Annotated in this window: 19 protein-coding genes and 4 pseudogenes; 8 read left to right on the top strand and 15 right to left on the bottom strand. The window is 68.0% G+C overall.

Going from position 1 to position 23,554, the window contains the following annotated elements:
- Positions 1-1,157 precede the first annotated feature (1,157 nt).
- Together EST92_RS07520 and EST92_RS07515 are read right to left on the bottom strand one after the other, a co-directional pair.
- Entirely contained in the window at positions 1,158-1,880 is a 723-nt protein-coding gene (locus tag EST92_RS07520; protein WP_254068605.1) for a creatininase family protein, read from the bottom strand.
- 58 nt (positions 1,881-1,938) lie between these two features.
- On the bottom strand, positions 1,939-3,384 hold the full coding sequence (locus EST92_RS07515; protein ID WP_161981713.1) for an MFS transporter: 1,446 nt from the start codon (positions 3,382-3,384) through the stop codon (positions 1,939-1,941).
- Between the two features lie 248 nt (positions 3,385-3,632).
- Here EST92_RS07515 and EST92_RS07510 point away from each other — a divergent pair, with 248 nt between their 5' ends.
- Complete coding sequence (locus EST92_RS07510; RefSeq protein WP_129280180.1) at positions 3,633-4,313, top strand: TetR/AcrR family transcriptional regulator; 681 nt, start codon at positions 3,633-3,635, stop codon at positions 4,311-4,313.
- Between the two features lie 144 nt (positions 4,314-4,457).
- Here EST92_RS07510 and EST92_RS07505 read toward each other — a convergent pair whose 3' ends face one another.
- The 5 genes and pseudogenes from EST92_RS07505 to EST92_RS32030 form a co-directional block, all read right to left on the bottom strand.
- Positions 4,458-4,601, bottom strand: coding sequence for a M4 family metallopeptidase (locus EST92_RS07505; protein ID WP_254068603.1), 144 nt, complete (start codon positions 4,599-4,601; stop codon positions 4,458-4,460).
- Between the two features lie 135 nt (positions 4,602-4,736).
- On the bottom strand, positions 4,737-5,288 hold the full coding sequence (locus tag EST92_RS07500) for a GNAT family N-acetyltransferase (protein WP_254068601.1): 552 nt from the start codon (positions 5,286-5,288) through the stop codon (positions 4,737-4,739).
- 101 nt (positions 5,289-5,389) lie between these two features.
- The gene (locus EST92_RS07495; RefSeq protein ID WP_216849081.1) at positions 5,390-6,988 is read right to left on the bottom strand and encodes an ISL3 family transposase; all 1,599 of its coding nucleotides are present in this window, start codon (positions 6,986-6,988) and stop codon (positions 5,390-5,392) included.
- Between the two features lie 469 nt (positions 6,989-7,457).
- Entirely contained in the window at positions 7,458-8,291 is an 834-nt protein-coding gene (locus EST92_RS07490; protein WP_129280148.1) for a PIG-L family deacetylase, read from the bottom strand.
- Between the two features lie 530 nt (positions 8,292-8,821).
- A pseudogene (locus tag EST92_RS32030) lies at positions 8,822-8,998 on the bottom strand (IS630 family transposase); the annotation flags it as partial.
- A gap of 186 nt (positions 8,999-9,184) precedes the next feature.
- Here EST92_RS32030 and EST92_RS07480 point away from each other — a divergent pair.
- From EST92_RS07480 to EST92_RS07465, 4 genes and pseudogenes are all read left to right on the top strand, one after another.
- A complete protein-coding gene (locus EST92_RS07480; RefSeq protein WP_129280147.1) occupies positions 9,185-9,694 on the top strand; it encodes a hypothetical protein in 510 nt (169 codons plus the stop codon).
- Positions 9,695-10,011: 317 nt separating this feature from the next.
- The gene (locus EST92_RS07475) at positions 10,012-11,766 is read left to right on the top strand and encodes a histidine kinase (RefSeq protein WP_129280146.1); all 1,755 of its coding nucleotides are present in this window, start codon (positions 10,012-10,014) and stop codon (positions 11,764-11,766) included.
- A pseudogene (locus EST92_RS32025) lies at positions 11,724-11,927 on the top strand (DNA-binding response regulator); the annotation flags it as partial. The gene EST92_RS07475 and the pseudogene EST92_RS32025, both read left to right, overlap by 43 nt.
- A 14-nt stretch (positions 11,928-11,941) precedes the next feature.
- Positions 11,942-12,094: pseudogene (locus EST92_RS07465) on the top strand (leucine zipper domain-containing protein); the annotation flags it as partial.
- A gap of 75 nt (positions 12,095-12,169) precedes the next feature.
- Here EST92_RS07465 and EST92_RS07460 read toward each other — a convergent pair.
- A complete protein-coding gene (locus EST92_RS07460) occupies positions 12,170-13,435 on the bottom strand; it encodes a PLP-dependent transferase (RefSeq protein ID WP_254068599.1) in 1,266 nt (421 codons plus the stop codon).
- Positions 13,436-13,495: 60 nt separating this feature from the next.
- Here EST92_RS07460 and EST92_RS07455 point away from each other — a divergent pair, with 60 nt between their 5' ends.
- The gene (locus EST92_RS07455; protein ID WP_129280145.1) at positions 13,496-14,029 is read left to right on the top strand and encodes an Lrp/AsnC family transcriptional regulator; all 534 of its coding nucleotides are present in this window, start codon (positions 13,496-13,498) and stop codon (positions 14,027-14,029) included.
- 283 nt (positions 14,030-14,312) lie between these two features.
- Here EST92_RS07455 and EST92_RS07445 read toward each other — a convergent pair.
- From EST92_RS07445 to EST92_RS07435, 3 genes and pseudogenes are all read right to left on the bottom strand, one after another.
- Positions 14,313-14,498 (bottom strand): annotated as a pseudogene (locus tag EST92_RS07445) (transposase); the annotation flags it as partial.
- Positions 14,499-14,501: 3 nt separating this feature from the next.
- Positions 14,502-15,254, bottom strand: a complete 753-nt coding sequence (locus EST92_RS07440) for a WecB/TagA/CpsF family glycosyltransferase (RefSeq protein WP_129280144.1) — start codon at positions 15,252-15,254, stop codon at positions 14,502-14,504.
- Positions 15,247-16,347 (bottom strand): glycosyltransferase, encoded by a 1,101-nt coding sequence (locus EST92_RS07435; RefSeq protein WP_161981712.1) that lies wholly within the window; start codon positions 16,345-16,347, stop codon positions 15,247-15,249. The genes EST92_RS07440 and EST92_RS07435 overlap by 8 nt, the downstream gene beginning before the upstream one ends.
- A 189-nt stretch (positions 16,348-16,536) precedes the next feature.
- On the opposite strand from EST92_RS07435, the gene EST92_RS07430 reads away from it, so the two are divergent.
- Positions 16,537-18,018 (top strand): O-antigen ligase family protein, encoded by a 1,482-nt coding sequence (locus EST92_RS07430; protein WP_129280142.1) that lies wholly within the window; start codon positions 16,537-16,539, stop codon positions 18,016-18,018.
- A 66-nt stretch (positions 18,019-18,084) separates the two neighbouring features.
- Here EST92_RS07430 and EST92_RS07425 read toward each other — a convergent pair whose 3' ends face one another.
- The 4 genes from EST92_RS07425 to EST92_RS07410 form a co-directional block, all read right to left on the bottom strand.
- The gene (locus tag EST92_RS07425) at positions 18,085-18,876 is read right to left on the bottom strand and encodes a methyltransferase domain-containing protein (RefSeq protein WP_129280141.1); all 792 of its coding nucleotides are present in this window, start codon (positions 18,874-18,876) and stop codon (positions 18,085-18,087) included.
- Entirely contained in the window at positions 18,873-19,916 is a 1,044-nt protein-coding gene (gmd, locus tag EST92_RS07420) for a GDP-mannose 4,6-dehydratase (RefSeq protein ID WP_129280140.1), read from the bottom strand. Before gmd ends, EST92_RS07425 begins: the two co-directional genes overlap by 4 nt.
- 165 nt (positions 19,917-20,081) lie before the next feature.
- Positions 20,082-20,894, bottom strand: a complete 813-nt coding sequence (locus EST92_RS07415) for a class I SAM-dependent methyltransferase (RefSeq protein WP_254068597.1) — start codon at positions 20,892-20,894, stop codon at positions 20,082-20,084.
- A 97-nt stretch (positions 20,895-20,991) separates the two neighbouring features.
- Positions 20,992-22,032: a glycosyltransferase family 1 protein gene (locus tag EST92_RS07410; protein WP_161981711.1), complete on the bottom strand. Its 1,041-nt coding sequence runs from the start codon at positions 22,030-22,032 to the stop codon at positions 20,992-20,994.
- 214 nt (positions 22,033-22,246) lie between these two features.
- Here EST92_RS07410 and EST92_RS07405 point away from each other — a divergent pair, with 214 nt between their 5' ends.
- Entirely contained in the window at positions 22,247-23,536 is a 1,290-nt protein-coding gene (locus EST92_RS07405; RefSeq protein ID WP_161981710.1) for an oligosaccharide flippase family protein, read from the top strand.
- Positions 23,537-23,554 lie beyond the last annotated feature (18 nt).

The following is a 23,554-nucleotide window of genomic DNA, read 5'->3' as shown; positions in this document are numbered from 1 at the left end:
ATGTGCTAATGGCTAAGTATTCAAATCCACACGGAGAAATAACGTTTTCCTGGTGATTGAACCGAGTGGACGGCGGGAACATGGGGCGCGAATGGGAAGGAAAAAGGTGCCTTCCGGGCGCCGGAGCACACCGGCTCACTCGTCACCTCCTGCCGTGCGGGGGCCATGCGCCCCACTGGATCGGGCACTCGGCACACGTAGTTGACGGCCACGCCCAATTCTCAGCAAAGCCGAAAAACGCCGCCATTTCTCCTGGTTGGCCGGGGCAGATCCGGCTGAATGCGCCCGTCGCGCTGAACAGGACATTCAGGCCCAGTTCCGGTACTACGCCACGTTCCTGTCGGAGTGCAGAACCACACCAATTGCCTGATCGAAGACCCTATGAAGACTCCATGAAGACCCCAGGGGAAGGTGGGGCGGGTGCTCGGACGTCGTCGATGAAGGCTCAGTGGAATCTGACCCGGAAAATTCCTCGGAACGGTCGTGCAGATGTGGGAAACCGGTGGGAGGTATGGAGTGGATGGAGTGCAGTTATCTCCCCGTGTGAGGTCAAAAGTAACGGACTCTGAGCGGTCGTCGGCACCAGCAGCACGGGAATGGAAGTCATGCATGCCGAGCGCGCGGTGGGTGGTGAATTCGGCCTGGGCGCGGTTTCGATTCCGTCGGACGATTCAGTCGAGATGCCACTCGCCGTCGCCGCCAGGGCAAGGACGAGCGCGGGCAGCCTCGGATCAACGGGCCCCGGGCTCCCGTTCCGGGCGAGGGCGCACACCGCCACCGCGCTGGTGACCACCACGGCGAGCGAGGCGGGCACCTGCCGTGAGTGCGCGTACAACGTCAGCCATCTCACTCTCACTGGGAATCACCGCCGGACAGCACGTAGAACGGGTCTCTCGTGCAGGAGTGCCGCGGCGTGTGCGGCAATGATCCGTGAGCGCTGCTCGGCCCGCGGCAGCGCCTTGAGTTCCTTCCACACCGGTTCGGACCTCCAGTCCCTGTTCGGGGACGTCAGCGAGGTCGAAATGTCCACTGTCGCGGAGGGGGTGGACGGAGTCGCGGAACATCTGGCGGCGGCTTTCGTCCAAGTCGGAACTGGCCCCGTCCGCCCCAGCGGACTTGTCCGCCAGGTGCTGGCCGCCGGGCGCCGTACGCCGGGGTTACTTCATCAGCCATTCGGCGATGGCTTCGGCGCATGCGTCCAAAATGGCTTCGCCCTTTTCCGGGGTCGCCGAACGCGCGTCACCCGCCACGCCCGATGAAGTGACCTCGTGGAACGATCGTGGTACGTGGATCGTCTCGCCGGGGTCCGACTGCAGCGCGATCTCCGGGCCGGTCGCCTTGGCGAGCTGTGCCTCGTCGACGAGGTCCGGCGTGATCGCCATCGTCATGGACGTCTCGCCCTCGCAGGCGTGCATCAGCGTGTCCTGGTCCTCCAGGATCTCCGCGATCCGCGCCTGCCCAGCCAGGAAGTAGCTGGTGACGGCGATGGGCGTGGACAGTTCCCGGGAGATTTCACTGCTGATCGCGTTCAAGGCCGTGATATTGCCACCGTGGCCGTTGACGATGAGGATCTTGCGGAAGCCGGCCGTGAGGATGGAGCGGCACACATCGCGCAACAGCGCGTGGTACGTCGGCAGAGTGAGGGTGAAGGTGCCGCCGAACTCGACGTGATGGTCCGCCAGCCCGCACCACAGGGACGGAGCGACGACCACGGGCCTGCCCTGAGCGACCAAGAGGGCGGCTGCCCGGCGGCATGCCTCCGTGCTGAGGAAATCGTCGACACCGGTGGGCAGATGCGGGCCGTGCTGCTCGGTGGAGCCGACGGGAAGCAGCACGGGTGCGTCCTGGGCCGCCAGCTCCCGGAGAGCGCGAGCTGTCATACGGTTCCAGAAGATCTCTGGCATGGGGAATGTCCCTTTCATGGTGGGCAGGCGGAGGTCAGTGCGTCTGCTCGGGAAGGACGGGGGAGGTGGCCCGGACGGGGGCGGTCGGCCGGACGAGGGCGGCCGGGGCCGGACCTGAGATGGTTTCCAGCCTCAATCCTGTTGTCCGCACGCCGAAGACGAGCGAGAGCGCGGCCAGCAGCATCGCCGCGGCGACAACGCTGAAGGCGACTGTTGCTCCGTAGGCGTCCAGGAGAGGGAGCAGGTAGAAGGGCGCTGCCGCTGTCGAGAGCCGGCTCAGTGAGTACAGCCAGCCGGTGGCGGTGGTGCGCACACTCGTGGGGAACTGTTCCAGCTGGTAGATGTGGCCGGAGTTGGACATGACGTTAGCCACCATCGTGAAGCAGAAACCCGAGACGATGATCATCGTTGCCGAGCGGGCGCTTCCGTAGATGATGCCGAACACGGCCATGCCCACCAGAGACGCGGACAGGATCCACTTCCGTTCTGCCTTCTCCATGATGAGCATGGAGAAACAGGAGCCGAGCGGATAACCGATGAACGAGAAGGTCAGATAGGTCAGCGAGGTGCCGAGATCGAGTCCCTTGGCGGCGAGGACGAGCGTGGCGAGGCTGCCGAAGCCGTAGTAGCCGATGGGCCCGAGGATCCACAGGATCGCCATGATCACCGTGCGGCGGGCCAGGGGCCGGCGGAAGATGGCGCGGACGGGCACGGGCTCGACCGCGAGGTCCGGCTGCGCGGAGTCGTCGGGGACCGCGGGGGCTGTCCAGCCTTCGGCCTCGGCGGCTTTCTCGAAGCGGCTGGTGACGGCGTCGGCCTCCGCCGTGCGTCCGACCGACTCCAGCCAGCGAGGTGATTCGGGCAGACCTCTGCGCGTCAGGAACGTCAGCAAGGCTCCGAGGGACCCGATGGCGAACATCCAGCGCCATCCCGCGATGCCGAGCGGAGCGCTGCCCACCAGCCCCAGGCCCAGGAAGCCGACGACGGGTACGGCGAGATAGGCGCCCGTGAAGGCCCATGCCGCGTAGTAGCCGCGCCGGGCCGGCGGGAGGATGTCGCCCAGGAACGAGTCTGTCCCCGGCAGTTCGCCGCCCAGGCCGATGCCGGCCACGAAGCGGAAGACGACCAGCGTCCAGACGTTGGGGGCCAGGGCGCAGGCGAGCGTGGCTCCGGAGTACAGGGTCAGCGTGACCATGTAGGCGGTCCGCCGTCCGACCCGGTCCGCGAGCCGTCCGATGACCACGGCTCCGGCGAATGCTCCGACGAACGCCGACGCCAGAACAATCGACAGCTCGAAGCCGTCCAGTGCGAAGGTCGTCTTCAGCGTGGTCGCGAGGACCCCGGCCAGGAACAGCTCGTAGATCTCGAAAAAGTTGCCCAGCGCCATGACGCCGGTGAAGCGCTTGTGGAGCCTGGTGATCGGCAGCCGGTCGAGCCGTGCCGCGACGGAAGGGCCAGTCGACCCCGAGGAAGATCGCATTCTTCTCCTCTTAGGTTGAATCGCGCATTCAGCCCCCCATAAAGTAGACTGGACAGTACAGTCCAGTTTGAGGGATGGCAAGAGTCCCGACAGGCATCTGAAGGGAGGGCTGTCCTCAAGGGCTGAGCTGTCGCCATGCGGTCAAGCGCACCCGGTCGGCGCCGCCAGGCGCTCGTGATGGCCCCTGGCAAGATCAACGCATCGCAGGACTAGACTGGAGCGTCCAGTACAGAAAGAGGTGCTTGACGGTGGTCCCCGCGCCCTCCCAGTCCGCCCGGCAAGGCAAGGGCCGCCCCCGCAGCAGACTGAAGATCCTCGCGGCGGCGAAGGCGCTCTTCCTGCAGGACGGCTATGACGGTGTGAACCTCGACCGGGTCGCCGCACAAGCCGAGGTCGCCCGGCAGACGGTCTACAACCAGTTCGGAAGCAAGGAGGCGGTCTTCCGAGCCGTGATGGAGCACCACTGGTCCAGCCTGCCGCTCGGAGACCTTTTGACGCGCCTCGAACAGAGCCTGGGGACCGATGGTGACCCGGCCGGATTCCTGCGCCAGTTTTCTGAGATTCTTAGGACCTTCATCGAAGACACGGATCAGGTCGCCTTCACGCGGCTCGTGATCGCTGAGTCCCGCCGGAGCCCCTGGGTTTCCGAGGAGTTCTACCGGGTTGGCAAGGAGCCGTTGACCAAGGCGCTCGCCGACTGCCTGCAGCGGCTGCACGAGACGGGGCAGATCAACTGTCCGTCCCCGGAACTGGCAGCGCATCAATTCCTGGGACTCATCCAGGAATTCATCATCTGGCCGAAGGTCATGGCGATCGGACCGGACGTCATGAGTATCCCGCCGTTCGACGTCGTCGTCGAAGAGGGAATCGCCATGTTCCTCAATCGCTACGGTGTCCGCGACGGGGCGCGGACGGCCCGGCCCGTCTGAGATGGTGCCGTTGTCCGCCGCTGGGCCGAGGACCGGCACCTTCGACCGCATGCTCCGCCCATGGTCCTGACCGGCGGGATCATCAACGACTGCACCCAGTTCGGTGGAGTCACGGGTGACTCTTCCCTTTCCTGGCTGGTTACTTCACATTGGCCGGAGCCATGCCCTCTGGACAGCTGCATACCCGCGGCTGGACGTTCCGTACAGGTTGGTGGCGGCTTTGAGGGCGCCGGTCCGGGCCTGCTTGAATCCGGTGGCCGAGTGCTCTGGCAGGGTGGTTTTGTTCACGAGTTCTGGCAGCAGATGTTCACCGCTTCGGGAGGCGCACCGTCCGGGCCGTGGTTGATGTTCACGAGAACGGGTTCTGGATCAACTTTTGTGGTCGGCCTACGCTGAGTGACAGCTGGGTCTGGGAGCTGAAGGTCAAGCTGTCTCTGCGTTGAGGTGCATGCGTATGTAGCTGGAGCGGTCTGGTCCCTGGCGCCGGTGTCCAGTTGGGCGCCATCCATGCCGGAAGTAGAAGGCTTGCGCGCGGTGATTCCGGTCCCACGCCTCCACCTGCCCTATGGGCAGAGCTGCTTCGTGCAGGTACTGGATGAATGTCGCGTGTAGTTGGCTGCCGATTCCTTGTCCCCAATGCGTTGGCAGGACGTGGATCTGATAGAGCTCGCCGACAGTTGCCGTGTCCGCCTCCGCGATCGAGGACAGAGGCGGCCCCATGGCTACGATGCCCGCCACCTCGCTGGCGTGAAGGGCACAGAGCACCCTCTTGTTACTCGATTTAATGGAACGTGCCCATCCTCCTCGTCGATGCGCCGCTCCGTCGGCGGTATCGATGTCCGCCTCGTGCAGCCCTCCGGCTTGGTAGTAGGCGGTACGGGCTTGTGCGTGCACGTCAACGATCTCGTCCAGGTCGCTCAGTTCTGCTGGGCGTATCGAAATGTTCGCCATAACCATGTACGACGCGCTCACCATGATTCACGGTTCTGAGTTCTTGCAAGCTGACCGAGTTCCCTGCGACCGTCGGCGTGACAGCGATGGCTCCGCATCAGACATCCGCGACGCGGTAGTGGCCGTCAACCCAGGAGAACCCGCTTGCGAAGGAGCGCGAAACCGGCTCGGCCGTACATCTGACGTTTGATCATTTTGATCCGGTTGACATGACCTTCCACGATGCCCGAGTTCCAGGGGAGGGTGAGGCCCGCGATGACAGCGTCGATGTCACGTTCAAGGCCGTTGACGAAGGTATGCATGCTGGGCAAGTCGTCGGCGCGGACTGCGGCGATCCATTGAAGGAATCGGTCACCCTGAAGCTGGGTGAGAATCTGCGCGAAGTCACGGACGTGCCTGGTCAGAGCCTCCAGTTCAGGGCAGTGCGTGAGAACGGACTTGAGTTTGAGCCGGTCATTTTCCGGCAGGGCATCGGGGCGAGTCAGGATCCATCTGGTGACCGTCCGGGGAGTGGGTGGGCGTGCATCCGCCGGTACGGCTTTGCGGAAGGGGCGAAGATAGGCGCGTACCGTTCCGTATCCGCCGGCATATCCGTGAGCCTTGATCTCCTCCCAAAGGGTCCACGCGTTCGTGCACCCCTCGGCCCACCGTCCGTGCAGGTAGGGCTTGAAGTCGTCGAGCTTCGTAGGTCGGTTTTGCCACTGGCCTTGAAAGAGGTCTTCGGGGGCTGCGGAGTCAGCGAGACGTTTGACCGTCCGGTGGGTCATGTGGAGCTGGCGGCCGATGGCTCGCCTGCTGTGGCCTTGGCTCAGCAGCGCGTGGACGGTTGCGTGTTTCTCGCGGGTGCGGTCGGCAAATCGGTGCCCTGTTGGCCAGGGTGATGCGGGTACCCCGTCGCTTGGTTGAGGGGTCTTTGCGGCCTCCTGACGTGGCAGGGTGAACGGTGCTCGCAGGCAGATCCGATGCCGCGATACGCATCGCTCGGCGGCCTCACTGAGGTTGTGCCAGAGGTGGAATCGGTCGGCGACCTGGAGAGCCGTTGGCGCCCCGGTTCTGGCGCCTTCGGCGAAGAACGGGGCACGGTCTCGGCAGATCACTTCGATCCCCGGACGTTCGCTGAGCCAGGCTGCGAGCGTTCCCGCCTCGCGGTCCGGCAACAGGTCAACGGGCCGGCCGGTCTCGACGTCGACCAGCACGGTCCCGTAGACCCGGCCCTTGCGCATCGCGTATTCATCGACGCCAACCACCCGCGGGGCCCGTGGCCGTGGCTCTGGAAGGGCATCGACCAGTCGCAGCACCGTGCTGCGGCTGACCGCGATCCCGAATACGTCCGCGATGCGGGCGCCGGCCCGGCCGGCGAGCGCAAGGCCGACCTCGGCCAGTGCCGACCGCAGCCGTTCGGTCCATCGGCTGTATCGGCGGGTCAGCCCCGGTATCTGTTCAGCGAACGTACGCCGTTCGCACGAGGGATCCGCGCAGACGAAACGCCGGACGTGCAGGCACAGCACCACGTTCCGTCCCGCGCTGGGCAGATCAGCAGGGAACCGCAGGTACGAGCCGTGCACCCGACTCGACCAGACTCCACAACCCGGACATAGGGCGCCGGCTGTCCGGCATCTGATCCCAAGACGAATCGCCTCACCGTGTTCTTCTGCCGACACCACCGCGATCTCTGGGGCCGAGAGGAACAGCAGCTCCTCCAGGCCGAGCATGACCTCGTTCACAGCTGAGAACTGTCAGCCACGGCATGGTCATGGACGGCTGTTTTCGGGCGACCTCCTCAGAGCCATCACCGAGATCAACGGTCACGCAGAGTCCACGCTCCACAGAAATTGAGCCAGAACCGAAACTCGTGAACATTCCGGCCAGCCCGCGACCGCTTACCGTCTCCCGAATCGGTGTCGAAGTGCTGCCCGTTCTTGTGAACAGAGCCAGGCAGGGTTCTTGCTGACCCGATCCTGACTTTCCTGATGGTCATCAGCTTTCGCCAGGTGCGGGGAGCAGGCGTTGCCGTCCGTGGACGAGATGGGGAGCAGGGACCAATCCCGCAGGCGCGGGTACGCGTCGACGCGGCCGGCGAGTGCCTGGACGGGCTGCTGGAGCGGAAACGCGCGTGGACAAGCCTCCGAGTGTGTCCGCTCGATTGCGCCGTGCGGCCGATGAGCTTTTCCGGGCCTCGGTCGGACGGGTGGATTAGCGCAGTCCGGCGAAGAGATCGTTCTCGGGTACGGCCGCGCCGGTGGGATCCTTGACACGTACGAAGGTCTCCATGCCCATCAACTCGCCGAACCTCTCCTTGCCCATCTTGAGGAAGAAGATGTTCTCGCCCTGACTGGCGTGCGCGGCCAGCGCGTCGAATTTCTGACTGCTGAATGCGGTGGTGTCCACCCACGTGGTGATCTCATCGTCGGGGAGGCCGATTTCGGCTATCGCGGCGGCCTCGGCAGGGTCCGGCTCCGGCATGTCCTCATGAAACTCGCGCATGGTCTCGCCGAACCGCTGCATCATCGAGCGGGGCATCGTCGTCCAGTACACCTTTGGTGTCAGTGCGGTCATCTCCAGCGCCGCCATTGTGATGCGGTGGGCCTGGATGTGGTCGGGGTGGCCGTAGAAGCCGTTTTCGTCGTAGGTGACGACCACATCGGGTCGGTAGTGCCGCATGAGTTCCGCAAGTCGAGCGGCGCCTTCCTCCACGGGGGCCTGCCAGAAGGAGCCGGGGGCGTCGTTGCTCGGCCAGCCCATCATCCCGGAGTCGGCATAGTCCAGCATCTCCAGATCGCTGACCTTCAGGACGTCACAGCTCGCCTCAAGTTCTTGACGGCGCATCAAGGCGACGGCCGCCCGATCGTGCCCGGGATCGCTCGGCTTGACACCTCCCGGCCCGTCACCGCAACCGCCGTCGGTACACGTCACGAGAACCGTGCGGATGCCCTCCGCCGCATACCGCGCGAGGACCCCTCCGGTTCCGGTGGCCTCGTCGTCGGGGTGGGCGTGTACTGCCATGAGGGTCAAGGGCCGGTCAGTCATGAAAAGTCCTCCTGCAGAAATACGTCTTGCTCCGAGTGCGCGGCGGGCGTGCCGCGATCCTTGGGGCCCGGATCCTGGTGGGGCGGACGACCTTGTGGTCTCCGTGCTCCCCGCCCGTGCGGCGCCGGTCCCTCGGTCGATGCAACCGTGCCGACCGGCCCGGCTGTTCCCGGCGCGGCCGTAGCCTTCCAGGCGTCAGCGTTTTAACGCGCACGCGATACAGGCGTGACCTCCCCGTCCTGTGGCACCGCAGTCTGGCGTGTGGTGGGTTGCTGACCAGCGCGGTTGCCAAATCGTTTGAGACCGACTGTGGCCAGCGTTCTCAAACGATCTGGTTTTCGCGGAAGTCTCGTTCGCGATGGATGACTGGAGCGCCGCCAATGAGCGCGAACACGGCTACCGCAACCACACCACTGTGGCAGTTCCGGCTCGACCAGACGGCCGCCGATCCCGGCAATGCGGCTCCACCCGCTTGATGGGAAGTCGCGGCAGCACGCTGAGCTGCGACCGTGGCGTCCGACGCGGTGGTATCAGGCCGCGGTACCCAGTACGCGTCCGCCCCAGCGGGTGCCCTTCTCGCTGCGGATGCGGACGTGTTTGCAACGTTGAGCGGCAAGGACGTCGGGGGCGGACATCCGCGTTGCGCCACCGCAGGTAGCGGTGAAGGGCAGGGCTCGGGTCTGCACGGTGGGGTTGGGGTGCTCGCTCGTGGTCGGGCTGATGTCCTCGCCGCAGGCGTGGGGGCCGGCCGCCGCGGTGGGCTATGGCTGCGCCGCCGTCATGGCGCGGAGATCGTCCACTGCTTGGGCCCGCACGCCCGCGTTGATCGCGGTCACCGGCGCCCTCACCGCACCGCTGTCGGCTGCGGGAACCCCTGGGGTTACCCGACGGGGTTGGAGCAGGACGACCAGGGCAACGTCAAGGTCATCAACTCGGAGGACGCGAGGAGCGCGTACGCCTCCAAAAAGGACGACGGCACCTACGAGACCGCCCAGGAGAGCGCCGAACATGCCGTCAAGGACGCCCAGGATCAGGCGAAGAACCAGGCCGGTGATGCGAGCCACGACTCGGCACTGCGGGAGAGCGCCCAACATCTGGTCGACGGCTGGTCCGGTACGACCAAGCCCGCCGGCACCGAACTCCGGCAGAACACCAACGACGACGAGCTGACCGGCGGGCAGCACGCCAAGGACCACTGCATCATGACCAGCCAAGACTCACTGAGCTCTGCCGACGAGGCGCCGCCGTGCATGTTCGTCGGGTATGCCACTGAAAAGTACCCGCAGCGGGGTGCCGGCCAGGGCACCATGGGCGAGGGCAAGCTCACCCCCAACGGCGCCACCTACACCGGCTACCTCGTCGTCCGCTACATCGCACCAGCAACAGCCAGGAGCACCTCGTAACCATTCCCGCGCGGGCCTACGTCCAGGCCCCGGGCAGCAGCAGCCCGGTCACCTGGGTCAAGCGACTCGAGGACGCGTCGTAGCGGAGCCCTCGGCCGGTGCGGGGTGCAGGCGGCCCCAGCCGGCGGGACAGGGCCGTAGGCCGGTCGACCGCGGTCGACCGGCCTACGGCAGCTTCGGGTCCGTGCCCGCCCGCGGACGGCTTACCCACCCGGCGCCCCGGCCTGGCCTGTGCCACCGGCGTCTGCCTTCCTGCAGAGGGGCGGTCCTCCGCAAGTCGCAGGAACCCGGCACAGGTGGAACCGATAATCGACGGTATGTCTCCCAAGGCGCCGCCCGCTGTCACAGACCATCCCCCCGCCGGGAGCCCGTTCGCCGGTCCCGGCGAGCGGGGGTGGCAGCTGTGGCGGGCGGTGGGTGAGGCCGCCTTCGCCGGGCTGCTCGTGCTGCTCACGTACCTGGCGCTGGACTGGTACCGGGGGTATCCGTCGCTGCTCGGCATGACGCTCGACGGCGGGGTCATGGTGGTGCTGGCGCTCGCCGGGATCGGGCTGGTGCTGGTACGGCGCAGGTTCCCGACGTGGAGTGTGCTGGGGCTGTCGGTGCTGATGGGCCTGATCCCCGTCACGGGGCTGCTGACCGCGGTGGCCGCGTACACCGCGGCCCGGCAGACAGAGGAGCGGCGGCGGCGCGCCGCGCTGCTGCTGGCAGGGCTTGCGCTGGCCCCGCTGGCCTGCTTCGCGTCGGCTCCGGTCACCGGCCTGGGCAGCAGGCCGTACGGGCTTGTGTTCGGTGCGGTGCTGGCTGCGACCACCGTCCTGGTGCCGGGTCTGGTGGGCACCGCGGGCGGGCAGCAGGACCGGCTGTTGTGGGCGTTGCGGGAGCGTACGGCCGCCGCTGAGGAGGCGCGGCGGCTGGCCGACAGTGAGGCGCGTCTGCACGAGCGGTCGCGGATCGCCGCGGAGATGCACGACCTGGTCGGGCACCGGCTCAGTCTGATCTCGCTGCATGCAGGCGGTTTGGAGATGGCGCTGCAGAAGCAGGCCCCCGAGCTGCGGGAGGAGGCCGCGCTGGTGCGCGATGCCACCCGCGACGCGATGCGGGAGTTGCGCGAGGCGCTGGGAGTCCTGGGTCCGCTGGGGCGGGACACCGGCACCGATGCACTGACGGACGCGACCGGCACCCGTGCGGACATCGAGGCGCTGGCGGCGGAGTCGCGTCGCGTGGGCGTTCCGGTCGAGTTTTCGTGGGACGGGGAGGATCTGGAGGCGCGGCCGGCGCGGGTGCGGCGGGCGGTGCACCGGGTGGTGCGCGAGTCGCTCACCAACGTCCACCGGTATGCGGCCGGGGCCCATGTAACCGTAGCCGTCGCCCACACCGGGGAGCGGGTGGAGGTCCGGGTGAGCAACGGCGTTCCATCCGTGCCGCCCGCCGTCAGCACCGGGCTGGGCTCCGGGCGCGGGCTGACCGGGCTGCGGGAGCGGGTGACGCTGCTCGGCGGCACCTTGGAAGCGGGTGCAACGCCGGGCGGTGGGTTCAGCGTGACGGCGGACATCCCCGCAGACCCGGCTTCCGGGGCGCCGGCGGAGGAAGCACGGGACGCAGCGCCGTACGAGGAAGGGTCGCACGACGCGGTCGACGAGCCCGGCCGGCGGCTCCGGCGCCTCCAGCGAGGCCCGACGAGTGCGGCCACCGGGCTGCTCGGCCTTGCGGGCGTGGCGGCGATGATGCTGTTCGGGGTCACCCTCGTGGACAAGGCGAAGCCCAGCCACCCTTACCCCGCCTTCGAGCCCCGGGTGGGGATGATGCGGGAGCAGCTCCAGCGTGAGGGGATCTCCGACGACCACGACGCGGTGCGTGCGGCCGCCTTCGGTCGGGAGCCGTGGCGACCCCGGTCCGCCCAGGACTGCATGTACCCGTGGGTGGACGCCAAGGCCAAGGGCGGGCGGCTACAGATCGTCCGCTACTGTTTCCGCTCCGACATCCTGATCTCGATCGACCGTTTCACGGTGCCTGTGGTGACCGAACCGCAACTGGCTTCCTGCTCAAGGACGAGGGGCCGCAGGAGCTGATCAGCGCGGTACGGGCGGCGGCCAACGGGGACGCGGTCCTCTCCCCGGCAGTCACCGGGAGTGTCATTCAGCGGATGGTGCGCGGCGGCGTTCCCACTGCCGGGAACAGCGCACCGGACCAGCGGTTGGCGGGACTGACGAACCGTGAGCGCGAGGTGCTGGCGTTCACGACCGGCGTCCGGTGGCGCATCTGGCCAAGGAGCCGGGAGTCCCGCGGCAGTGCGCGCACCGGTGGGTGGACCGTTTCCGGGCCGAGGGCTGGACCGGTCTGCATGACCGCTCCAGCCGGCCTCGTACCTGCCCGAGTCGTACTCCCGGGCATATCGAAGCCTCGGTGCTTAGCCGCATCGAGCGCGTCATCACCGACAATGCCTGCCCACCGGCCCGGTCGTCGTCCGCGGTTCTACCTGTTCGCGACCGCCGCTTCCCGGAGGACCCGGCCCGGGCCCGGCGCCGTCCCCAACGCCCGGTCGAGGTCGGCCCACAGGTCCTCCACGTCCTCCAACCCCACCGAGAGCCGCAGCAGCCGGTCGCTGACTCCCGCGCCGCGGCGGTCGTCGGCGTCCACGATGCGGTGGCTGATGGACGCGGGGTGCTGGATGAGGGTGTCGACGCTGCCGAGGCTCACGGCCGGGGTGAGCAGGCGGACGCCCGCGATGACGTCGTGGGGGTCGCCGGCTACCTCGAAGGCGACCATGGCGCCTCCGATGCGCGGGTAGTGGACGCGGGTGACGCGGGGGTCGTCGGCGAGTCGGCCGGCCAGCTCCGCCGCGTTCGAGGACGCGGCTCGGACCCGTACGGGCAGCGTCGACAGACCACGGAGCAGCAGATAGCCCGCGAGCGGATGCAGCACTCCGCCCGTGGCGAACCGCACCTGGCGTAGCCGCCCGGCGAACTCCTCGTCGCAGGCCACCACGCCGCCCATGACGTCTCCGTGGCCGCCCAGGTACTTGGTGGCGCTGTGCAGGACGAGACGGGCTCCCTGCTCGACGGGGCGTTGCAGCACGGGGGTGGCGAAGGTGTTGTCGGCGAGTAGCGGGACGGAACCGCAGGCGTGCGCGACGGCTCTCAGATCGAGTTCGGCGAGGGTCGGGTTGGCCGGGCTTTCGACCATCACCAGGCCGGTGTCGGGGCGCAGCGCGTCCGCGATGCCCGCCGGGTCGACCCAGGTCACCTCGGAGCCCAGCAGCCCTGCGGTGAGCAGGTGATCACTGCATCCGTACAGCGGCCGTACGGCGACGACATGGCGCAGGCCCATCGCGCTGCGTACGAGCAGCATGGCGCTCAGCGCGGCCATCCCGGTGGCGAACGCAACCGCGCTCTCGGTGCCCTCAAGACGCGCGAGGGCGGTCTCGAAGCGGGCGACGGTCGGGTTGCCGAGGCGGCCGTAGACGGGCGGGCCCTCCGGTTCGGTACCGTCGTCCGCGAAGGCGTCTATCCGGGCGGCCTCGCCCCGGCTGTCGTACGAGGGGTAGGTCGTGGACAGGTCGATCGGCGGGGCGTGCACCCCCTGCCGCGCGAGGTCGTCCCGCCCGGCGTGCACCGCCTCGGTGGCGAGCGCCCGGGGTGCGGGCACGCCCGGGACACGACGACCGGTGCCGTCGGGAGATTGGCCGGTTCCCTGCGGGTCGGCCGGTACGTCATATGCGTCAAAGCTGCCGGAGTCCATGCCCAGGAGTCTGAACACCGAGCGGGGTCGGATGGCCGGGCCCCGTGTTACGTTCGGCACATGGCTGAATCTGTCGTACTTGATTCGGTGGATCTCCATCTGCTACGGCTGCTGCAGAACGACGCACGGATGACGTACCGCGATCTCGCCGCGCAGGTCGGTGTCGCGCCTTCGACCTGTCTGGACCGGGTGACCAGGCTGCGCCGCTCGGGGGTGATTCTCGGCCATCAGCTGCGGCTGGACCCGGCGAAGTTGGGCCGGAGCCTGGAGGCACTGCTGTCCGTGCAGGTCAGGCCGCATCGGCGGGAGTTGGTGGGGCCGTTCGTGGAGCGGATCCGGGCGTTGCCGGAGTCCATTACTGTTTTCCATCTGACCGGGCCCGACGACTATCTCGTCCATGTCGCGGTCGCGGACATGGGGGATCTTCAGCGCCTGGTCCTCGACGGGTTCACCTCACGGCCCGAAGTGGCGCGCGTCGAGACCCGGTTGATCTTCCAGCAGTGGGACTGCGGCCCGCTGCTGCCCCGGCCCGGCGGCTCTTCCGCCCCCACGACCACCGTCGACCGTCAGACCCCCGGGAACCCCGGGGCCTGACGTGTATACCGGTCCAAGCCGGAGCCACGGCACGAGACCGCCTACTACATCGCCTACTACATCGCCTACGCCCCCGACGAGACCCCACTCACCGAGCTCATCGCCGTCGTCGGCCCGCGCTGGACCATCGAGGATCATGAGCGACGGGCGGCGGGCCGACCCGACCCGCCGCCGAGCGGCCCTACGACCTGCGGTACGTCGGGATGTCGTGCTGGTTGTACTCCGCTGTGGACCCGGCCGAATGCGCTCGTCGCGCGGGCCGGAGCATCGAGGTCCTCTTCCGCACTCGCGGCCCCGGCACACGTTCCAGCGACGGGTGGATCTGCGTCAGCAGACCCCGCAGCCGGTTGCTGATGCGGGTGGCTTCACCGGCCAGGTCGTCGTCGAAGCCCACGAGCATCTCCAGCTCGGCGACCGCCTCGTCGGCAAGCTCGACGGCCCGCAGTGTGTGCGGCATCGAGCGGGCGGCGACTCACCGTCCGGCTCGGCGCGCCCAGTGGGCGGCGGTGAGCGCGATGAACCGGGCGTTTCCCGCGGCGTAGCGCAGGAACATTCGGCGCGGCTCCTGGACCATCCGGTGGAACCATTCCAGACCGGCCCTGCGCATCCACCGCGGTGCCCTGCTGCGCAGCCCCGCCACCACGTCGAAGGAGCCGCCGACGCCGACCACCAGGGCGCAGCCCAGGTCGTTCTGCCGGCGTGCGAGGAAGTACTCCTTGCGCGGACTCGGCACGGCGAGGAACAGGATGTCCGGGCGGGTCGCGCGGACGGCCGCCACCACGTCCTCCTCCGCAGTCTCGTCCCAGTAGCCATCCCGGTGCCCGACGACCTCGACCCCTCGCGCGGCGGCGATGCGCGCGGTCTGCGCGACCACCTCCGGCTCGGCGCCCAGCAGGTAGACGCGGTACCCGTTGCGCGCGGCGCTGCGCCACAGCGCCAGCATGAAGTCGATGCCCGCCACCCGCTCCGGCAGGGGATTGCCGAGAAGGCTCGCAGCCCACACGATCGACTGCCCGTCCGCGTTGACGAGCGAGCACGACCGGATGATCCGCGCCAGCTCCGGGTCGTCGTGCGCTTTGACGACCTTGGCCGCGTTCAGCGCGACGTGCTGGTGGGGGCCGCCAGTCGAGATCAGCGCCTCGGCGGCCGCCACCGACGCCTCCAGGGTGAGCGGGTGGACGGGCAGCCCGCACACCGTGACCTGCCGGCCCGGGCCCTCAGTCATGCCGTCCCAGTCCCAGGTTCTGCCAGAACCGCACGAACTCCTCCTCGATGCGCCCGGGCTCGTACCACGGCCCCAGCTCTTGCCAGGCCTTCTGCTGGCGCCGCCGGATCCCCTCCAGGTCCTCCCGGCAAGCCGTGAGGAACCGGGCCACGGACTCCACCGAGGCTTCCACGGGTTCCACGCAGCCCCGGTCGAAAAGCTCGGCGCTTCCCGGCGAGGGCGTCGCGGCCACGGCGCAGCCCGCCCGGAGTCCTTCGAGCAGTACGAAGGGAAGGCCTTCGACCCAGCGGGCCGGAAGGACGAACGCGTCGACGGTCGTCCAGAACGACAGGGCGTTCGACAGATCCAGGACCCCCAGGTCCTGGTCGACGCACGCCATTTCCGCGACGGTTACGTCATGGCGTATGCCGGCGACACGGAACTCGACCTCGAGCCCCTGCGCTCGCGCCTTCGCCACCCCGCCGCAGACCAGGTCGAACCCCTTGAGGCGGGTCATCGTGCCGAGCCAGCCGACGCGCAGGACGCGGGACGGGCGGCCTCCCTCGGTCCGCGGCACCGCTGGAGGGGTGGGATTGCGCAGCACCGTGACGGACGCCACCGGGCAGCCACTGGCCAGCAGTTGGCCCGCGACCCTCTCACTCAGGACGAGCCAGTGGGACCCGCTCAGTAACGCCCGCAGCAACTGGTTCGCGGCGAGCCTCGCGGGAAGCTGGGCGCCGTGGAGATGCAGGACCACGGTGCAGCGGACCGCCCTGGCCAGACCGATCAGGACGGCGTCACGGAGCAGCTGCGGACCCCCTTGCGAGACCGGCAGGTAGACGGCTGTCTGGGTGCGCCGGATCAGCAGGTACGCGCTCTTGCCGAGGGCCGCCGCGGTGGCGAGGGCTTTGGCGTGCCAGGAGGCCGCGAACCTCTCCGATCCTTTCCGGTCCGCCGAGAGCGAGATGACCGCCGACACGTGGCACCGGCTCGTCAGCAGGGGCGTGAAGAACTCGGCTGCGCGGCCCATGCCGCCCAGACGCGCGCTGTGCCGGAAGACCAGGACGGCCGGCCGGACGGGTCGCCGCAGGAATCTTGGGCGGATGAGAAACATTCCCAATTCCTCGGGGTATGTGATCCGGGATTCTGAAGTCCGGGTGGAATTATGGGAAGGCAACCACTTGGCCGGTATGGAAGGCCACTGCAACACGTCTCGGTCTGCGCTATTCATACGATATTTACGGCCAGGTCGCTGGGTATTTCCAGCTTCGGGATCCAATCGTCGAAAGGAAGCACTGTCGGCGTGACTGCTGATATTCCATTGTTCTTCTTAGCCTGTGCAGCGGTATGCGTTGCTTCTGGCGTTCTGCTCGCTTTTTTTCTTCGCGGGGCGGGATGGCTGCTCTGGGCGTCCTGCCTCGCGCCGCTTTTTCTGCTGGGCAGGGAATACGCGACGGTGGGCGTTTCCTCCGTCTATCTCATGGATGTCCTCGCTGTCTCCGCGCTGCTCGTGACCGTGCACATGTGGGGGCCCTGGGCGTTCTCCGAGTCCCGGCTGCGCTGGTTCCGGGCAGTCGCCATGGGCCTCGCGCTCGCGTCGGCCCAGGCGGTGTACCGCGGGATCGAAGCGGGGTATCCCGATGCCCTCAAGGGCGGAATCCTGGGCCTCTATCCGCTCTTCGGGTGGTGTGCCGCAACCTGGTTTCTCACCCGGCCCGCCGAAGAGCCTCTGCGCTGGAGATGGGTGTTGTACGTGCCGACCCTGGGTGTCCTTCTGGCATGGGTCGCGCACACGCCGATGATTGCCGCGGCCTCGGGCCTCTACCTGGCGATCGCCGCCGCATTCGGGGTCCAGATGCGGTATGCGGGAAACAGCCGCCTGCTCCTGTGGACACTGACGGGGGCCGCCCTGCTGACCGCTCTGGCGAGCAAGCGGGGCCCTATCCTGGCCGTCGCCGCGGCCATTTTCGCGACCGCCCTCGTCGGCCGGCCGAGTCGCCGACGTGTCATCCGCCGGCCTGTCATCTCATGGACTCTCGCGACTCTCGGGGTTGTTGCCCTGCTGTCTTTCTCCCTTTCTGGCTGGGCCCTGTCCGACATGCCCGTGGTCGGGGGCCTCATGACACGGCTGTCGATTTCGACGGATGTGCACACCGAAGCCGGCGCGAACGTGGCACTGCGTCTGGAGATGTGGCGGGAGGCCCTTCACACGGCGTGGCAGGAGCCGCTTTTCGGTGCCGGGGCGGGACACCCCATCGAGGTGATCCGATCCGGTATGCAACCGAGCGCCGGGAATTCCGGGCCGCACAACTCCTTCGTCGGATACATCTACTATCTCGGCTGGCCGGCCGGCCTTGGCTTCATCCTGCTCGTTGCCGCGACCCTGTGCCGGACCTGGCGGGCGCGGCGGTATCCGGTCGCTGCCTCCTGGTTCGGGGCGACCGTCGGAGTCTGCGTCACCGCCTTCACCAACGTCGCCTTCGAGACCACGTTCATCGGGCTTCCGTCCTGGTTGGTCCTCTCCTGCGCGTACGCCTTGGTGGGAGTGGATCGGGGCGGCGCGGGCGAGAACCGGGTCGGCGCCGCGGACACCGGGGGGCGCAAGCGGCTCATCGCCCAGCGGCCCCCCGGCCCGGGGGGCGCGACAGGCCGGCACACCGCCCGCAGCCCCGGTGCGCCGACACCCCGCCCTCCGCGTGACATCCCGCTCCGCTCGAGAAGTTCTGCACGCGGTACGACATGGCCGGCGAACGGCTCCTGGGCCGGCACCTGTGGGTGCATCTGATCCCCAGGTGCCATCAGCGGCGGGTCCGACCGAGCATGTGACGCTGCGTCAGGACACCTGCTCGGGTCAACCGGTGCAGCAGGACCGGGAGGTGAGGAGCCGGTGGTCGGCAATGACAAGCGAACGCAGCCGGCGCCTGAGCAACGGGTAGGACAGACGGTGCAGTCGTACGGAACGCGCGAAGGCCCCTTGGCGGAAGTTCTGCTTCGTCAACAGATGCAGCGTGCCGGCCGCGTGGTAGGTCATCCCCAGGCGCTCGGCGAGGACACGCATCGTCCGGGGGGCGTAGAAGGAGATGTGCTGGCCGGCTTCCGGAGCCAGGTACCACCAGGACGGATCGGCGCTGAGATCGTGCAGGTGCTGCGTGAAGACGAACGAGTGCGCTCCGGTCTCCCGCAGGCAGGTGTCGACGAAGGTGATCGGATCGATCACGTGCTCCATCACCTCCACGGCGGTGACCGCGGCGGCCGCTTCGCTCCGGCTGCCGTCCCACTCGAATCCCCGGGCGAACAGGTTCTCGCAGTGGGCGTCCTGCCAGTAGACGTCCAGGCCGACGTCGCGCAGCAACCGGACGAGCAGCCCGTATCCGGCGCCGTAGTCGACGTACACGCCGGTGGGGCCGAACATGCGGACCAACACCGACGCCAGCCGTGGATACAGGTGCAGGTTCCGCTGTACGACGCCGGTGTCGATGGCCGCCACGGCCTCCGAATAGGCCTCGTCCAGCCAGTGGGGCCCGTCGACGAACCAGTAGGCGCACGTGTCGCACATACGGTACGTGGCCTCGTGGCGTCCGAGCACGGTGCCACGGTGCGTGACGCGCGTGGTGCCGCCGCAGATCCCGCAGGAGGCGCTCATTCGGTCACCTTGCCGCCGACGGCCACCGACGCCCGGTGCGGCGGCTCGGGGATGGAGGAATGCAGGATCGTGCCGAGTTCGGCGTCGACCATGAGGCGGGCCAGTTCGGGGGCGTGGGTGGAGGGTTTCCAGCCGAGGACGCGCTGGGCCTTGGAGGCGTCTCCGACGAGGTCGTCGACCTCGGAGGGGCGCAGGTGGCGTTCGTCGAGGCGGATGTGGTCGCGGTAGTCGAGGCCGACATGGGTGAAGCAGTGTTCGGCGAAGTCGCGGACGCTGTGGCTGGTGCCGGTGGCGATGACGTAGTCGTCGGGTTGGTTCTGTTGGAGCATGAGCCACATGGCGTGGACGTATTCGGCGGCGTAGCCCCAGTCGCGGCGGGCGTCGAGGTTGCCGAGGTGGACGGTGTTTTGGAGGCCGGCTTTGATGCGGGCGGCGGCGGTGGCGATCTTGCGGGTGACGAAGGTGGGGCCGCGGCGTGGGGATTCGTGGTTGAAGAGGATGCCGTTGACGGCGTACATGCCGTAGGCCTCGCGGTAGTTGCGGGTGGCCCAGTAGGCGTAGACCTTGGCGACGCCGTAGGGGGAGCGGGGGTGGAAGGGGGTGTTCTCGTGCTGGGGGGCGGGTGCGGTGCCGAACATCTCGGAGCTGGAGGCCTGGTAGAAGCGGCAGTTGAGGCCGGCGTTGCGGATGGCTTCGAGCAGGCGGATGGTGCCCAGTCCGGTGGTGTTGCCGGTGAACTCCGGCTCGTCGAAGGAGACGCGTACGTGAGACTGGGCGGCCAGGTGGTAGACCTCGTCAGGCCGCACCTGTTCCAACAGACCCACCAACCGGGTGCCGTCGGTGAGATCCCCGTAGTGCAGGAACAACCGCACCCCGGGTGTGTGCGGGTCCTGGTAGAGGTGGTCGATCCGCCGGGTGTTGAAAGTCGACGCCCGACGGACCAGACCGTGGACCTCGTACCCCTTCTCCAGCAGCAACTCGGTGAGATAGGAGCCGTCCTGGCCGGTGATACCGGTGATGAACGCCTTCTTGACTGTCACCACGCACTCCCTGCTGAGCGTAGACCTCGAAATCCGGTGCCGAGACCGTCTGTGGAGAGGGGGCGGCTTCCAGGGCACCGTCAGCGTAGGGCAGTAAACCCACATTTTCCGGCATTATGCTGATATATCCGTTCTCAATCGGACGCTCCGCGGAACGCAGCCTCTTCAGCGGCGCTTTCGCGCGAGAATGCCGAACGTGGTGGGAGGGGCGAAGCGTTCCCCCCATGCCTGCAGCACTCCCGACTGCGTCGACCAGTAGCGTTGCAGCCTCACTTCCTGGAAGGCCGGCGCCAGCATCTTCTGAAGGGCCACCTCGTCCACTCCCTGACGCACGACGTGGTACTCCGACATGTCCGCCTCGTTCGACTCGTCGTAGTGGCCGCGCAGTCGGCGCACCCTGGTGGCCAGACCGCGGCGCAGCTGTCCCTGACCGAGCCGCCACAGGAGATAGGCTCCGCGGTCCACACTCATGGACAGGTGCGACCGGCGCGGATACCAGAGGGGATCCTGCATGCTGAGGAAGGCACCGCCGGGAGCGGTACGTCCGATGAGATGCTCCACGGCCGCCAGGTAGTCCGGGATGTGGTGCAGTACGGAGACGCACACCACGGCATCGACCGGCTCGGAGCGGAAGATCTCCTTCCCCTCGGGGTCATGGGCGACGGTGACGTGCCGGGAGTCGCGGAAACGACGCCGGAGGACAGCCACGCTGGGGGCGCTCATCTCCGTCACCTCGACCCGCGCCCCGGCCGCCACCAGATGGTCGGTGAAGGTTCCGTGTCCGGCGCCGATCTCCAGGACCCGGCACTGGCCGTTGCGTTCGACGATCTCGCCCACCAGCGTGTGCACAGCGGAGATCACACGCTCGCGGACGCTGTGATGCCGGATGTGCGGAGAGCCTTTCGCATAATCGTGCCCCACGCCGTGTGCGCGTTCCTGAAGTTCCCCGATCGTCGGCCGGCTCAGCATTTCTGTCATGCGGGGATACTATTGGGGTGATCGCCTGCACGGCCCCGGCTCCGGTGTGCGCGTGCGCGGTTCACACGTCCGGCCGCGTAGAACGCGTGGCGGTTCCTCACCGAAGCGAGCGGTAGACGTCGGCCGTCTTCCGGGCGGTGCTTTCCCAGGAGAACATGCGCGCCCGTTCCGGGCCGCGTTTTTGCAACCCCTCCCGGATGGAGGCGTCGAGCAGCCGGCGCAGTGCCTGAACGAGGTCGTCGACTTCCCGAGGGTCGAAAAGCAGGGCGGCATCACCCACCACTTCCGGAATGGAGGCGGCCCGCGCGGCCACCACCGGAACTCCTTCGGCCATCGCCTCCAGCGGCGGGAGTCCGAAACCCTCGTAGAGCGACGGGTAGACGAGGCCCAGGGCACCCCTGTAGTAGCGGGAGAGGGCGACGTCGTCCGCGGCGACGAACGTGACGCGGGCCGCCATGCGACGACTTTCCAGAAGGGCCTGTTCCTCCCGGGTCGCAGGTCCTCCTCCGGAGCACACCAGTCGCAGATCTCTCAGCTGCGGATCCCGAAGGGCCTCCACGACGATCCGCCAGTTCTTGTAACCGCCGCGGTTGCCGACGTACAACACGTAGTCGTCCGCCTGCCGTTGCGTCCGGGGCCGGGGAACACGCACGCCTAGGTGGATGACCGAGATCGTTTTCTCCGGCACGCCGAGCATGCACACCAGGTCCCGTGCCGTCGCGTGGGAGATCGCGATGATCCGGTCGGCTCGCCTGGCCCAGAGGCGCTGGCGCTCGGCCGTCGTGTCGTTCGCGAACTGACCGGGGTACTTGTGATGGATCAGGTCGTAGAACGTGCAGACATGAGGTCCCCGGCCGAATGCCTCGGCCGAATAGTACGTGGGGTGCAGAATGTGCGCGGCACGCTGAGCGGCGGCGTAGCACCTGAACGCCTGACCGCTCAAGAACAGCCGTGGTCGCAGGGGAAGTTTGCCCAGAAGCGTGCGCCCGCCGCGAAGGTGGGCATTGTCATGCAGCCCGGAAAAGAGGCGTGCGTCGACGCCCAGTTTGACGAGTTCGGTGTGGAGTTCTGCGAAATACCGGCTGACGCCGCCGAACCGCTGCGTGACGAATACATCCGGAGAGAACAGGACGCGCATCTGACGTGATTCCTCCCGGGCCGCGGGCATCCGACGTCCGGTCACTGTATGCGCGACACGACGGGCGAACAGCGACGACACAGCGCTCAGGTGCCGACACTGAACGGGATGGCCGTCATCGTGGCTGCCGTGTCCTGCCCGTCCTACCTCAGGATGTGCCGTGAACCAGATTCCCGGTCGCTGGCGGAGAATTCTCGCCGTTGGTGCCACGACGGTGGGCGCTCGGGGTATTTCCCTCCTCGTCACCCTGCTGGCGCTGCCGATTGTCGGCCGTTGCCTCGAAAAGGAGGAGTTCGGACTCTGGCTGAACCTCACCAGCACCTTCGCCATGCTGTCCGTACTCGACTTCGGGGTCGGGTTGGCGGTGATGGGGCAGGTGTCCGAAGCCCGTGGAACCGATGACGTGGCCTCGACCCGCCGAGTGGTGACCACGGCCCTCGTCCTGCTGACCGGTGTGGCCGTGCTGCTTCTCGCCCTCTGCGGCCTGCTCGCGTTCACCCTCGACTGGAGCGATCTCCTGGGAGCGGACCGGGTGCCCCCCGCCGTCGTCGGACAGCTGGTCTTCGCGGTGGGTGCCACGGCCGCACTCAGCCTGCCCCTGACGGTGGCGGGCCGGGTGTACTACGCCCTTGGCCGAGGCCATGTGACGGCACTGTCCACGTCGGCCGGTGTCCTGGCGCAAGCGGCGGGTCAGCTGGCCGTGGCGGCCCTCGCCCCGGACCTCCGCTCGTTCACGGCCGTGCATCTCGCCACGTCCCTGCTCGCCGGTCTCGTCCCGACCCTCCTGCTGGCCAGGCACATCCGCGATGCCCGGCCCCGGCTGCGCCATGTGGACCGGGACACCTGCGGCCGGCTGGGCCGCGAGGGCGCGCAGCTCTTCCTGCTGACGCTGATGGGAATCGTGTCCTTCAAGTCGGACTCCTTCGTCATCGGGCACTACCTCGGCGCCGACCAGGTCGCGGCGTATGTGCTGCCGTTCACCGTGTACGCCACCGTGCCCACGGTCGCCGGAGCGTTTCTCACACCCTTGTGGGCGAGCTACCGGGAGGCCTGGGCGCGCGGCGACCAGGCCTGGGTGCGCGGTGCTTACCTGCGGTCGGTGGGGCTGTTGACGGCCGCCGGTGCGGTGACGGCGAGTGTCCTCGTCCCGGTCACCCCGTGGCTGCTGCGTCTGTGGGTCGGTGACGACGCGGCCGTTCCGCCCCCTGGGCTGCTGGCGGCACTGGGGGGCTACGTCGTCATCATGTGCGCGACCACCGCGGTCGCCGTGTTCCTCAACGGCGCCGGGGAGTTGAGGCCGCAGCTCGCCGTCGGGGCCGTCATGACCGTGGCGAACGTGGTGGCGTCGGTCTGGTCCGTGCACCGGCTCGGCCTGGCCGGGCCGCTGTGGTCCACGGTCGTCACTCAGACGCTGATCGTCCTCGTGCCGTCCATGCTGGTCGCGCACCGACGGCTGGCGCGTTCTCGTTCCGCCTCCCGGGAAGTGCTGCGGACCGCCGGCTGAGTCCTGCCGTCCTGTGCC

This window comes from Streptomyces sp. TM32 (genome assembly GCF_004122755.1).
Lineage (GTDB): Bacteria > Actinomycetota > Actinomycetes > Streptomycetales > Streptomycetaceae > Streptomyces > Streptomyces sioyaensis.
The sequence above is the reverse complement of the archived record's forward strand: the minus strand, read 5'-3'. Positions and strand labels throughout refer to the sequence as shown.

Coding starts and splice junctions, on each gene's coding strand:
- EST92_RS07520 (WP_254068605.1), bottom strand. CDS start 1,880: ATGACAGCTCGCGCTCTCCGGGAGCTGGCGGCCCAGGACGCACCCGTG.
- EST92_RS07515 (WP_161981713.1), bottom strand. CDS start 3,384: ATGCGATCTTCCTCGGGGTCGACTGGCCCTTCCGTCGCGGCACGGCTC.
- EST92_RS07500 (WP_254068601.1), bottom strand. CDS start 5,288: ATGGTGAGCGCGTCGTACATGGTTATGGCGAACATTTCGATACGCCCA.
- EST92_RS07490 (WP_129280148.1), bottom strand. CDS start 8,291: ATGACTGACCGGCCCTTGACCCTCATGGCAGTACACGCCCACCCCGAC.
- EST92_RS07475 (WP_129280146.1), top strand. CDS start 10,012: ATGTCTCCCAAGGCGCCGCCCGCTGTCACAGACCATCCCCCCGCCGGG.
- EST92_RS07460 (WP_254068599.1), bottom strand. CDS start 13,435: ATGGACTCCGGCAGCTTTGACGCATATGACGTACCGGCCGACCCGCAG.
- EST92_RS07455 (WP_129280145.1), top strand. CDS start 13,496: ATGGCTGAATCTGTCGTACTTGATTCGGTGGATCTCCATCTGCTACGG.
- EST92_RS07440 (WP_129280144.1), bottom strand. CDS start 15,254: ATGACTGAGGGCCCGGGCCGGCAGGTCACGGTGTGCGGGCTGCCCGTC.
- EST92_RS07435 (WP_161981712.1), bottom strand. CDS start 16,347: ATGTTTCTCATCCGCCCAAGATTCCTGCGGCGACCCGTCCGGCCGGCC.
- EST92_RS07425 (WP_129280141.1), bottom strand. CDS start 18,876: ATGAGCGCCTCCTGCGGGATCTGCGGCGGCACCACGCGCGTCACGCAC.
- EST92_RS07415 (WP_254068597.1), bottom strand. CDS start 20,894: ATGACAGAAATGCTGAGCCGGCCGACGATCGGGGAACTTCAGGAACGC.
- EST92_RS07410 (WP_161981711.1), bottom strand. CDS start 22,032: ATGCGCGTCCTGTTCTCTCCGGATGTATTCGTCACGCAGCGGTTCGGC.